The sequence below is a fragment of the Hyphomicrobium sp. genome, assembly GCF_036833075.1.
Classification (GTDB): Bacteria; Pseudomonadota; Alphaproteobacteria; order Rhizobiales; family Hyphomicrobiaceae; genus Hyphomicrobium_C.
In genome coordinates this window covers 47,740-60,727 of the sequence record NZ_DAITQL010000002.1, presented here as the reverse complement: position 1 = coordinate 60,727, position 12,988 = coordinate 47,740, and the positions used below count along the sequence as shown (strand labels likewise).

The following is a 12,988-nucleotide window of genomic DNA, read 5'->3' as shown; positions in this document are numbered from 1 at the left end:
CTCTTGCAAACGAGCCGAGGTGTGAACGACCGCGCCCGTCCGGCTCGCCGATGCTCGATCGAATAATGACGCTGGTCTAGAGTCGTTCCGACTTAGATGGAAACATGGTCATGCGAGCAATTGGCGTGTCTGGATCCCGGCCGTCCATGCGGAGCATGGCTCCGCCATGATGCCGGGATGACGTCATTTGTATGCAGGCCGGCTACGCAAACTCAACGTCACTCCGGCGAAGGCCGGAGTCCAGACACGCTTCCGCATGCCGAACCGCTGTTTCCACCTGAAACGCAAATGCTCTAGCGACCCTGAGACTGTCCGCCCAGCCAATAGCCCGCCCCGACGGCGATCTGATCGGCCGCGAGCGTCGTGCTGATCCGCCCGAATTTGGGCTCCTCACCGCGCCACCACCGCCCAAGCCCCCTCAAGAGATCTCCCGGCATATCGAAGTTGAGCCAGGATCGGTCTCCCGTCAGTGCGGCGGAGATCCAGGCAAAGGTGTGCTTGTACTCCACGAAGACGGAGACCCGTCCGGTCTTGATCTCGAAGCCCGCCAGCACCTGTGCGGCCGGCCCGGCATACTGATACTCATTGGTCTTGTGCTCCTTACTTTCGCCGGGGAACCACACCTCGACATGCGGCAGCGCAAAGCCGGCGCCGACGCCGATATAGGGACGGATGCGCGGCGTGACATTGGCGAACCGCAGGATTGGCGTGAACAGCAGCACGTTGTGCCCGTGCGTGAACTCGAGACGCTCGAAGACATCGGTTAGCTTCACGCGCGGCGGCGCCGGCTCTCCCTTGAGCGTGCCGACCGTGTCGGCGTCCTCGATCACCGGATTGGCGATCTTCCGGCCATGGGCGCCCTTGCCGAGACGAGAGACAGCCTTGTTGTGGAGGAAATCCACCATAAACGCGAGGGGTTGCGTCCCCGTGACCGCGCGCACGCCGCCGTCGATCGGAAACTGAAGCGCGTCCCCATCCCATCCGAGCCCCTTGAGCGTGATATCGGTTCCGTCGGGACGTGTCATGTGAACGTCGCTGCGCGCGTAGAAGGGTTGCGCCACATAACCCCCGACGAACACCTTGCCGCTATCGGAGCGGGCCTCTTCCGGCGAGGGTGTCGATACTCCGCCCCGCGCGCTTGCGGCATCATCGGGTTCGATCGACGCCGAAAGGCTGGCGGATACCGCCACTGCACAAAGAATTCCAGCGGCCGCGATGGCGGTAAACTTGTCGACTGCCGCGCCGAGCGGCGCGCTGGCAGACGGATTGAGATCGATCCTGGAGCGAAGCGTCGCATGCATGTGTTGGATGTCCCTGAGATCGCGATGCTGGGCCGCCGGGGCGCCAGTCATCCCGTTGCCCGATAGCCGCCGCGGTGGCTTTAGCAAGTCGACGGGTGTCGGTCCTTGACCGATATCAGGTGCTGGCCGATTGCTTCGCCGGGCGCGGCTGGCGTCACATTGGAACGCCGTTCCATCGGGAACGCTGAGCGGCGCATGAAACAGCGCATCGGGCGCGAGGAAGATATTCGCCGCTTGGGCCCTGATCGCTTGGGGCACTGACCGCCTGGCCTGTGATCGCTTGGGGCCCTTTCAGTCCAAGGCGTCGCCCGTCCGTCCCTTTAAGAACGGGGAGCTCATTGCGATCCGCATGAGAACAACACACTCGAGGTAAGGCACGGATGAGACTAGCGACGGACGCTCCCCTGGCTTTTCGTCGGGATGGCATCGGTCAGCTGCGATAGCATACTTTTTTTGCCGCGCTCCTCGCGGTCGGATCCGTATGGGCAGCATCCCGACAGCTCGCAACGGGGCTTGTTCTGATGCTTCCAGACGGCCGCTTCAAGACGGCTCGACAGGTTCAGTTTACGTAGCACGTTCTTGACATGCACCTTGACGGTGGTGCTGCTGATGCCCAGAGAGCGGGCGATTGCCTTGTTGTTCAGGCCGTCGGCCAGGCATTGAAGGATTTGCCGCTCGCGCTCGGTCAGCTCGTCGTCGCTGGTGTGCTTTTTGTATGCAGGCTCCAGGGCGACGTTTTTCAGAACGTCCGTAAGCCGGTCCTGTAAAACGGTGGTCCCCGTCGCGGCCTTGAGAAGGCTCGAGCACAGGTCTTCCGGCTCCATGTCCTTGAGCAGATAACCGTCCGCACCGGCGCGTAGCGCCTCCAACAGATCCTCCTCGGCATCAGACACGGTGAGCACGATGCAGCGTGCGCCAAGGCCGGTCGCCTTGAAGCGGCGAAGGGTCTCCAGCCCATCCATCCCCTTCATATTAAGGTCGATCAGGACCATGTCCGGCTGCAGCGTCTGAGCGCACGCCAATCCCTCCGACCCCGAGGCCGCCTCTCCCACGATCTCGAAGTTCGAGTCGTCCGACATGATCTGCCTCACTCCTCTGCGGAATAACGCATGATCGTCGATGAGCATCACTTTGATCATTTCCTCCACCCATAGTTTTTTATTGAGCCGACTTCGGTATGAACGTCAGCTTGACGCGAGTACCGCCTTGCGGTCTCGTCACGATTTCGATGTTTCCGCCCAGGCTGAAAGCACGCTCCTTCATGATCGTGTGCCCATGGTGCCCGTGCCCGTCCGTGGCAGGTCTGCAGCCTACGCCGTCGTCGTCGATCGTAACCACTACCGACCCGTTCGCCTCCATGGCGAGTTCGATGAAGGCGCTGTCCGCTGAGGCATGATGCACGATGTTGGACAACGCCTCGCGTATGACTTGCAGAACATGAAATTCCTCGTTCGCGGTCAGCTCGCAGTTTACGAGCCGATTGTCCAACGAGATGGAAAGGCTGGATCGCTGAGAGAACTCGTCGATGGCTTGTTGAATCGCGTAGCGCAGCCCGCGCACATCCATATGTACGCGGAAAGTCGCCAGAAGCTCGCGCAGTTCCCGGTACGCATTATTGAGACCTGCCCGCAATTCCCCGATGACCGGACCGTTGTTGACGGCGACACTGCTCGATTGCAGACGGGCCAATTGAATTTTCATGAACGAGAGCGACTGCGCGAGGGAATCGTGCAGCTCGCGCGCGATAGCGGCTCGCTCCTCGAGCACGGCGATGCGCCGTCCTTCCTGATCGTGGTTCTGGAATTTCGAGGTTAGGGACAGCAGGCCGACGGTGATTTGCAGAACCTGCATCTCCGCATCGTCAAGGAAGCGCTCCGTATCCATCTCGACGAGCAACGCACCCTTCTCCCCGGACGGTTCGTCGAAGGCCACGGCAACGCAGCGCGCTTGCGTGTTATCCGGATTGCTCACGATGAACATCGAGGAGCCCGACACGCGCAGCTCGCTGAAGATGCCGTCGCTCAACGGAAGGGGCTCGTGGTTGGAATACATCGAGCGTCCCGTCGACGTCTGAGGCTCGTCTTCCGTATAGATGATCGCGGCATTGTTGACGTCCAATGCGCGTTCGAGGGAATAGAGCATCCTTCGGAGCATCGCCTCGTTGAGCGGATGCTCATTGATCATCTCGACAAACCTGAAGAGGAACTCCTGAGCGCTGACGACGCGTCTCAGATGCTCGCTGATCTTGCTCGTCCAGGTTGCCTCGGCGGTGTATCTTTCCAGACGCGCCGTCACGCTCGATATTTTGTGCTCGAGGCGCAGAAACTCATCGCCCTCCGCTTGGGCGGAGCCGTCGGAATATTTTTCCGGAATGAACTCCACAAGCCTATCCAACCGCTCGACGAGCACATGCCGCATCTCCAATGCAATTCTGGCGATGCAGAACATAAGGTAAAGCAAGGCGACAAACTGCAGTGCAACAATTGTCGTCTGCTTGATGGCGGCATCATGCTGCAATGCGATACCAAGTTGAGCGTATGACGCTACCAGTTCATCCGCTAGTTGCAACCAGCTTGCGGTAGGCCATCCATCCTGAGTTGCACGCTTGAGTTTGTTTTCAATAGTGCCGACATTCTCGAATTCTGCGCTCAGATTATGATGAGCTCGGCTGATCAGCCACGACGTCTCGCTGTCAGGCAGATTCAAATAAGCATCGCCCAGTCGCCGGATGATCGCTTCTGCGTCGGTGCTAGACTCCGCTCTCGCAAGATCGAGCCGGCTTTTCCAATAATGCTCCTGGTGGTGAATCTTGGTGGCGACGGAGCGGGCGGCAGGAATATAGTCAAACAAAAACAGTGACCCGGCCTGGATCAGGATTGAGGTGACGGCTATGCAGAAAAGCAGCGTCAAGAGGCGAACGTAGATGGCGTGCTGCGCGAGCCTTCTGAGCTCGACGAATATCCGCTGAAATCGCGAAGGCTGAATGATCGAGGCAACGCGCGCGAGACCGCTGCGCATATCCCCATAGGCCAGCATTATGAGTCTAGAGGTTTTCTGTATGGCGGTGCTGGGCATCGTCTTTTTGGTGGTTCTCGGGACCTGGTGGGACGGGAGCCTCTCTTTAAAGATCCATATGGCGAGCCTGACTGCCGCTATGATTGGTCTTTCTATCGTCACGCTGACGATCGCCGTCTTCCCGTTCGCGAGAGCGGGCAAGCCGCTCAATGCTCAGAAGAGCGATCTCGACGCGACCGAATGGGCCGGCGATATTGCGCGCAAGCTCTCCGCTCCGGCGGCCGTTCTGGACGACCGTGCGACTGTTGTCGTCGCAAACAAGACGTTCCTCACGGAGCTCGGCATGCACGAGATGAGCGAGCAGATCGTCGGCATGCCGATCTCCAATCTTGTCTATCCGAGCGATCGTCGCACCCTCGCGAAGGTAATTGCGACGGCGGGTCGGAGCAACCTCAACAACGCCCCGGTGGCTCTGCGCATGCTTTGCGCAGATGGTACCGCCGTACCGGTTCACATCTCTCTCTCCCCGCTGCATGAGGAGGGGACCTCCGAGCTCAACCTCCTCCAGGTCTCGCTGCTGTCGCCCCATCGGGCAGCCGGCGGCGATGCCGTGGGCGATTACGACTGCCGCTTGCTGATCGACCGCATCGAGCAGATCGTCTTCCAGATCAACCCGGACGGGGAGCTCATCTTCCTGAATTCCTCCTGGGCGACGCTGCTCGACCACGCCATTCAGGACAGTCTTGGCAAGCCATTGATATCTTTTATCCATCCAGAAGACAGGTCGCTGGTCGAAGCGCACGTTACTGCCCTCACCCGCGGAAAGCGAAACAGTTGCCATATCGAAACCCGCATGATCGGCAGGAACGGGACATCATACTGGGTCGTATTGCGCGCCCGATCCATGTCTTTAATCAAGAGGGAGCGGACCAGCGTCATCGGCACCTTTACCGACGTCAGCCAGATGAAGCGCACGGAGGCCAGCCTCCAGGCCAACCGGCGCTCGCTCAGCATGCTGCTCAGCAACATCCCGGGGATGGTGTACCGCTGCAAGAACGACCGGAACTGGAGCTTTGATTTTGCCAGCGACGGATGTCTGGATGTGACCGGCTACGAACCCTATGAAATTGTTGGAGATCCCAAGTTTTCTTACGTCGAGATCATCCATCCCGAGGATAGGGTTTATGCCTGGGAGTTCGTGCGGCAGCAGGTTGCCCTGCGCCGAAAATTCCAGCTGATCTATCGGATCGTTCATCGATCCGGAGCCATCAAATGGGTCTGGGAGCAGGGCAAGGGCGTGTTCTCGAGCACGGGAGAACCGCTGGCATTGGAAGGGTTTATTACCGACATCGCCAGCGACGGCGACGACGAGGCTGTGCGAGGCTTCAAGAGGCTGCTGCTTGACCAGCACAGGCTCAGATCCTGATCCCGTCGCCGGGGATATGTTCGATTGTGATTGCCGTTCTGCGTCTTGATGCTAAGAATGGCGGACTGCCCGGCTTACAAAAAAAAGAGCCGGAAGCGCGAAGCTTCCGGCCAGTTGAGGGTACGCGGCCTGCACTGAGCCGCGTACGGGGAGTAAGTTTTGAGCCGGGTGGCTCGGAAAGAATGACCTCGTCGCCTGTCTGATGCCGTTGTTTGGTGGCAGAAAGCCTTGCGATAGACTTGTTCCTTTGGTCCGGCGCGGCGGCAGCTCCCTCAGTGGAGAAATGCCGCCGCGCCGTCGCTTTTCGTTTACCCTGGCAACTGGAAGAACCAGTTTGCTGTCAGCACGACCGCGACGCCCGCAATCAGCGTGAGGTAGGGCAGGATCCCAGCCTTGCGGATTTTGAGTTCTTCCTGCGTGAGGTTCAGGTCCTCGAGCATGTGCGCGGGGAACACACCCTTGTCCTGCACGTAGTGGCGGAACAGGAACACCGGGATGATGAGGCTGGCGGCGATCATGCCGGCCCACAGCGCAACCGGGTTCCAGACCTTGGCGCCGGCGCCGAGGAACGTCGCGTTGACGAACGCGAACATCGTGCCGAGCGCCAAGAGGACCGTCGGGGCTTTCCAGGGACGCACGATGTGCGCGTTGTCGATCCGATGGATCCAGCCCGAGTTGAGGTTCAGGAAGTTGAAGATGATGTAGCAGCAGTTCGAGACGGCGAGGATGAAGAAGTAGCTCGTCGCATCGGCAGCCGCGATCGCAAGCAGGCCGAGGTTGAAGATGAGGTCGGACCACATCGCAGCCGTCGGTGCACCATGCGAGTTCACACGCGACAGGTAACGCGGAAGCCAGCCGTCGACCGAGCCCTGGTAGAGCGTGCGAGACGAGCCGGCCATCGCCGTCATGATGGCCAGCATCAGCGCGAAGATCATCATCATGACCATCAACGAGGTGATGAAGCCGCCGCCGCCGACCATCTGGCCCATGGCCGCAGCCACGCCCGAGCCATCAACGATCGAGTCCTCGAGCATGCCGTTGAGGCCGAGAACGCCCTGGAACGTGAACGGAACCAGCGTGTAGAGCACGAGGCAGAGAAGGCCCGAGTAGAAGATCGCTCGGAAGGTATCGGTCTTCGGGTTCTTGAACTCGCTCGTGTAGCAGATCGCCGTCTCGAACGCGTAGGTCGACCAGGCCGCAATGAACATGCCGCCGAGCACCAGCGTCCAGCCGCCGATGTTCCATTCACCGTTGGCCGGAACGTAGGCTTCCTTGAGCGGAACCAGCGGCGAGTAGTTGTCCCAGTTGATCTGCCCGGTCAGGATCGGAGCGATGCCCACGATCAGCATCGGAACGATGACCAGCATGCCGATGTACTTTTGCACGCTCGCCGTGCCGAGAATGCCGCGGTGCTGAATGGCGAAGGTGATCAGCATCAGCACGACACCGATGAAGAACGTCCAGTTGAGCGAGAACGACACCGGACCGATCGCCCCCGTGGCCAGCGTCCAGTTGCGGAACGCGGGCGTCAGAGCCGCCACGCCATCCTGCGCGAGAAGCGCCGCCATGGCGTCGTCGGCCGTCGCACCTGCGTTCGCGGCCAGCCATTCGGCAACGCGCGGGCTGTCGGCAGCGATCGAGCTCGCGTTCGCCTTCACCCATGCGAGAACTTCAGCCGATTCAGCGCCCGGAATCGGACCAAGCGCATTCAGAATGTAAGCGGCCGCAATCGAGCATCCGAGCGAAAGCACTGGCGTCCACGCAAGCCAGTTGCACCACACGGACAGCGGAGCGATCAGCTTCGAGTAGCGCACCCAGGCCGACGCGCCGTAGACCGAGGCGCCGCCCGACTTGTTGGGGAAAAGACCGGCAATCTCAGCGTACGTGAACGACTGGATGAAGCCCATGCACATGCTGACGATCCAGACCAGAAACGCGACGTTTCCGGTCGTGCCGGCGATGCCGCCGATCGAGAACAGCACCAGAGCAGGAACGCCGCTCGCGACCCAGAACGCACCCGTCCAGCTGATCGTGCGGTGAAGCGTCGGTGGGTGGCCCCCCGATACGTGACCCGTAGCTATGTTCATGGTTCCCTTCCCTAGAGGCTTTGTTTTTCGAGGCTCTGTTTTTTGTTCTCGCCCGATAGCGCGGATTGAACGCTACGGAGCGTCATGGACGCAGGCGGTCATTCGATTGGGTCGAGCAAGAAACATATTTGGAAGACGCCCCATGCGGAGCTGTACGCCTAGTCAACACGCGGCAAAAAAATTTGAAAACTCATCCCAATGCACGACAACCGCCCCCTTACAGAAAACCACGCTATGAAGCGGTTTTCTGTAAGGCGCTGACGAAATGACCGTCAGAAACTCACTGGATCCTGATCGCAAAGATCTTGCGGATCTTCGCCTCGGTCTTCCAGGTTCCGACAAACCCAGCCGCAATATGGAGGCTGTCTCCGGCCGAGAACGTCTGGGACGGGCCGCCGCCGTCCGGCGTCAGCGTCATCTTGCCCTCAAACATATGAATGAGCTCATCCGCCTTGTACGTCACGTGATAGGTCCCAGGAGTGCACTCCCAGAACCCCGTGAGAAACTTGCCGTCATCGGTCTTGTTCTCGATCCACGTCTTCATGGACGGAGACCCTTCGATCGGCTTCCACCCATCGAGATCCGAGGTAATCGGCTCGGATTTCGGAGCGCTGCAAGTTCCAAACTTCGTTATCGCCATAGCACCATGTCCTGATGTTGCGGGTTGCGAGCTTCCACTAACGGCTTGTGAGCGAAGACATGCCCGGTAGCGAAGCGCGCACCCCTTGATGGGGTGGGGTCTTTCGGGGGCGGCGGAGGATACGCCGCCCCTTTTTTCTGATGTTCCCGCTTAGGAGGCCGGCAAAGCCTACAACCGCCATACCAAGCCCGGATCCTCGCCCGGATTGTACGGCGTACCCCAAGCGCGCTGCTCGCGCTTGTAAGGCTTCTGGTGCTGAGGATCGGCGTCCTCGATTTCGCGCGCCAACCGATGGCCGTCGAACGTCGCATCCGCAATGATCCGCGGCGATTCCGCGTCTCCGATGACGAACACATCCGAGATGCCGTTCTTGGCCCATTCCTCCTTGCGAGCCTTGAGCTCGCGGTAGAGGGTGTCATTGGACTGACGGCCCGTCACAAGGATAACGGTATCGCACTCGTGCCACGTATGGCTGTCGTTCTCCTTGCGAGGCAGATGTCCGGCTCCCTTGAACTCGCGCTTGTAACCTTCGCCCCAGATGTTGAAGAGCTGCACGCGGCCCTTCTCGACTTTCGAGCAGCCGGTCTCGCCGATCACGTTGATGCCAAGCCCATGGATGAGGCGCTGCATGTTCGCCCCTTCCAGGGTGTACTCCATGTAGGCGCCGAGGCCGCAGATCGTGGCCACCGTCACCTCATGGCCGGCGCGGGCGAACTTCTCCGCCAGGCTCGGCGCCATGTAGTACGCATCATAGTTGATGATCATCACCCGCTTGCCGATCGGCTTCTTGCCTTCGAAGACCTGCTCCGGCGTCAGGACGTGAGGCAGGCTGGCGTCGGCTCCCGGGATGATGTCGTGGGTCTTGAAATTCACGCCGGTTCCGCTCCAGCGCGCGCCCGTGGCGATGATGACGCGCGATGCGCCATAGGACAGTATTTCGTCCGCCGTCATGGGCTTGCGGCCCAGCACCAGCTGGCACTTCTTGTTCTTCTTGAGGAGTTTCGTGAGCTGCGTTTCGCGATAGTCGCGATGGAAGCTCCACTCCGCAAGTCCGGGCAACGTCGCGACTTCGTTGACGTAGCCGCCAACCTTCTCGCGGCTGTCGACCAGATGCACCGTGTAGCCACGCTCCATCAGGACGCGCGCGCATTCGGAGCCCGCAGGACCGGCGCCGACGATCAGGACGTCGTGATCCGACTTCGCAGGCTCGAACTTCTCCGGATGCCAGCCGCGGCGATACTCCTCGCCGGCGGTCGCGTTCTGAGTGCAGATGAACGGAACGCCGCCCATCTCCCAACGCGAGATGCACACGTTGCAGCCGATGCAGGTGCGAATGTCGTCGACGCGCCCCTCATCGATCTTGCGCGGCAGCCACGGATCGGCGATCGAAGGCCGCGCCGCGCCGATGATGTCGACGATACCGCCCGACACGACCTGCAGCATCTTTTCCGGATCGTAGTAGCGTCCGACGCCGACAACCGGCTTGTTGGTTGCCTGCTTGATATGACGGATCCAATCGTTCTCGTGTCCGATCTGATAGAAGCGCGACGGACCCGCATCCTCGCCCCACTCGGCGATGTCACCGATGTTGACATCCCACAGGTCGAGATAAGGCGAGGCCAACTCGATGAACTTCAATCCGTCCTCGCCGAGCTCGACGCCCTTGCCGCCGTACAGCGTGTCAACGGCGCAACGCGTCACCAGGGCGACGTCATTATTCACCGCCTTCCGGATCTGCTCGAGGGTCTCGACCCAGAAGCGGGCGCGGTTCTCGAAGCTGCCGCCATACTCGTCGGTGCGCCTGTTGTAGTACGGGTTCAGCCACTGCATCGGCCCATAGGCATGGGCGCCGTAGACGTTGACGAGATCGAACCCGGTATCGCGGGCGCGTAGCGCAGCATCGACATACTGCTGCTGAAGGCGGCGAAGCTCGTCCTTGTCCGCCGCATGGTTGTACGTGAAGCCGGGGCAGCCCGGGACGGTGACGAATTCGGACGCGTACTGGCTGGGGCCACGCGAGATGGTGCGCGACTCGAGTCCGGGCGCATGGGGACCGCCGTAGAACAGCTCGCATCCAGCAAGCGACCCATGGCTATGAACGTGATCCACCATCGCGCTCAGGTTGCGCATATCGCCCTGATCCCAGATGCGGGCGGTAATTCTCAGCGTATCGTCGCATTCCGGGTGGATCGAGCACTGCTCGGTGTTAACCGCGCCCCAGCCGCCTTCGGCCTTGATGCCCCGGTTGGCCATGTTCATGCCAGGATGATTGGTACCCGAACCGTTGCAGTGCGGAACCTGGTAGAACCTGTTACGTATAGTTTTGGGACCTATTTTTAGGGGCGTAAAAAGAATATCAAACCGTGGATCCCTAGCCATTCCCGCGTCCCTCCGAATAGACGACTCTATCATTGACTTTTTGCGGATTTATCATCCTGCTTAAAAAGCATACCGAAATCGGATTGAGCGTCCATAACTCAAAGCGACTACCACCTTTTGAGTAGCCGCCTCGAAGTGCCAAACGTTGTCAGCCCGCGCGTATAACGGACACGAGCGACCACAAAAAAAGACAAGGGAATCCATCCCTTGTCTTTCGATTGCAGAACAGACGAGCGCCGGAGCCGCTTCGACCGCGATTGCACTGAGCAAGCGCAGCAAAAGCACTCCGGGCTATTGGAGGTAGCCCGTCGGTTTAGGGCTCATTCTGGAAAAGCCTACACGCAGGCGGCCGGGTATCACCCGTCCAGCGGCTGGGCGGCCAATTGATTCCGGAGCTCCTCCCCGATTTCGAAAATATCGCCGACAATCCCGTATTTTGCGATGGTAAAAATCGATGCGCCGGGATCGGTATTGACCGCAACAATGGTCGGCACATGCTTCATGCCTGCCATATGCTGGATCGATCCGGAAATACCCAGAGCGAGATAAAGCTTGCAGGCGCCGACCACCTTTCCGGACTGGCCGACCTGACGCGACTTCGGCAGCCATCCGGCATCAGCAATCGGGCGCGAGCAGCAGAGCGTGGCCCCCATCGTGTCGGCCAACTCGCGGAATTGCTCGACATTGTCCTCCTCCGCGATCCCGCGGCCAATGGACAGAATGAACTCGGCCGTGGTGATATCCACATCGCCCGCCCCACTGGCCTCGACGTAGTCGAGGTTCGTGCTACGCGAGGATTTCGACGTAAGGTCGAGTGCGCTCACCGCCGGAGAAGCGGCGCCCTCGGGCGGCTTGAACACGCTGCCCCGAACCGTCAGCACCACGCAGGTCTTGCCCGGGAACTCGACCTCCACGTTGACTTTCTGGTTGTATCCGGCGCGTGTCGCCACCAGACCTTCACCGTCCCACTCGAGCTTGAATACGTCCGTCGAGAACCCGAAGTTTCTCTGTCTTGCCAGGGTGGGGGCATAGCCGAGCGAGTCCACGGAGTGCGCCAGCAGCACGACGGCCGGCTTTTTCTCCTCGATCAACTGCGCCACCGCCGCCTCGAAAATATCGGGGTCGAACTCCTCGCTGGCCACCTTGACCGTAACGACCTCATCGACGCCGGCGACGGACACGGCCGGAACCAAGGCATCCGCCTTCGACCCGATCAACGCCACCACCACCTTGTCGTCCGCCTGCCGCAAGCCCTGGGCCGCGGTGATCAACTCCAGGGAAATCGGACGCAACTCACCACGCCGATGCTCCGCGACAACCAAAATCGTTCTCATGTTTATGCTCCCCTGCCGTCGCGAATGATCTGCAAAAGCTTGGCCGCCTGTGCCGCCGGCGTGCCTTCAATCATCTCCGCCTGACCGGCGGCCGGCACGTACATGCGCCGCACGCTGGAGAGCGCGCAGCCGGCGCCCACATCGGCCGGTGTCAGCCCCAGCTCGGAAAGTGCCGGAGTTTCGATCGGTTTGGCCGCAGCCTGCTTGATGCCGCGCAGCGATGCGTAGCGTGGCTTGTTGATACCGAGCTGAATGGTCAGAACGGACGGACAGGCAACCTCGACGTTCTGCTGAAGGCCGCCCTCGAGCTCGCGGGCGACCTTCGCCGTGCTGCCTCCCGCCGCGTAGGTTAGACCCGCAACAACCGCGGCATGCGGCCACTCGAGAAAAGCGGCCGTCGAGATTCCGGTCGACGCGTTCGCCTCGTCGGAGGACTGCACGCCCGCGAACACGAGGCTCACTCCTTCTTTCTTGGCAACCGCTGCCAGGATTTGGCCAATCGTGATGGAATCGGACCCTTCCATCGCATCGTCCCAGACCCGGATCGCACGGTCGGCGCCCTTGGCCAGACATTTGCGCAAGCTCTCATCGACGCGATCCGGCCCAACGGACACAACGACGACTTCCACCGCCCCGTCGGCCGCTTCCTTGATCTTCATCGCCTCTTCGAGAGAGTAGTCGTCCCATTCGTTGAGGTCGTAGAGAAGGAAATCCTCTTCGACGTCGCGTCCGTCGTCACTTATTTGGAAATCCTCGTCCAGAGCGGCAACCTGCTTTACCGCTACCAGTATTTTCATGGGGAACTC

The 12,988-nt window shown here is 60.4% G+C and carries 9 protein-coding genes; 1 reads left to right on the top strand and 8 read right to left on the bottom strand.

Translation table 11 applies throughout. The features are described 5' to 3' along the window. Positions 1-293: 293 nt before the first annotated feature. The 3 genes from V7082_RS01305 to V7082_RS01295 form a co-directional block, all read right to left on the bottom strand. Positions 294-1,301, bottom strand: coding sequence for a lipid A oxidase (locus V7082_RS01305; RefSeq protein WP_334145659.1), 1,008 nt, complete (start codon positions 1,299-1,301; stop codon positions 294-296). Positions 1,302-1,687: 386 nt separating this feature from the next. Beyond that, the gene (narL, locus tag V7082_RS01300) at positions 1,688-2,440 is read right to left on the bottom strand and encodes a two-component system response regulator NarL (RefSeq protein ID WP_334145657.1); all 753 of its coding nucleotides are present in this window, start codon (positions 2,438-2,440) and stop codon (positions 1,688-1,690) included. A gap of 19 nt (positions 2,441-2,459) precedes the next feature. Next, the gene (locus V7082_RS01295; protein ID WP_334145655.1) at positions 2,460-4,337 is read right to left on the bottom strand and encodes a histidine kinase; all 1,878 of its coding nucleotides are present in this window, start codon (positions 4,335-4,337) and stop codon (positions 2,460-2,462) included. A 22-nt stretch (positions 4,338-4,359) separates the two neighbouring features. Between V7082_RS01295 and V7082_RS01290 the strand changes: the two genes are divergently transcribed. After that, a complete protein-coding gene (locus tag V7082_RS01290; protein ID WP_334145654.1) occupies positions 4,360-5,742 on the top strand; it encodes a PAS domain-containing protein in 1,383 nt (460 codons plus the stop codon). A gap of 308 nt (positions 5,743-6,050) precedes the next feature. Here the strand turns inward: V7082_RS01290 and V7082_RS01285 are convergent, their stop codons facing one another. The 5 genes from V7082_RS01285 to V7082_RS01265 all read right to left on the bottom strand — a co-directional run bounded on the left by V7082_RS01285 (position 6,051) and on the right by V7082_RS01265 (position 12,979). Further along, positions 6,051-7,829, bottom strand: a complete 1,779-nt coding sequence (locus V7082_RS01285) for an APC family permease (protein WP_334145652.1) — start codon at positions 7,827-7,829, stop codon at positions 6,051-6,053. 280 nt (positions 7,830-8,109) lie between these two features. Further along, entirely contained in the window at positions 8,110-8,373 is a 264-nt protein-coding gene (locus tag V7082_RS01280; RefSeq protein WP_334145651.1) for a cupin domain-containing protein, read from the bottom strand. Between the two features lie 264 nt (positions 8,374-8,637). After that, on the bottom strand, positions 8,638-10,848 hold the full coding sequence (locus tag V7082_RS01275; RefSeq protein ID WP_334145649.1) for an oxidoreductase: 2,211 nt from the start codon (positions 10,846-10,848) through the stop codon (positions 8,638-8,640). A 356-nt stretch (positions 10,849-11,204) separates the two neighbouring features. Next, entirely contained in the window at positions 11,205-12,182 is a 978-nt protein-coding gene (locus V7082_RS01270) for an electron transfer flavoprotein subunit alpha/FixB family protein (RefSeq protein ID WP_334145648.1), read from the bottom strand. A gap of 2 nt (positions 12,183-12,184) precedes the next feature. Continuing rightward, positions 12,185-12,979 (bottom strand): electron transfer flavoprotein subunit beta/FixA family protein, encoded by a 795-nt coding sequence (locus tag V7082_RS01265; protein ID WP_334145647.1) that lies wholly within the window; start codon positions 12,977-12,979, stop codon positions 12,185-12,187. Positions 12,980-12,988: the final 9 nt, after the last annotated feature.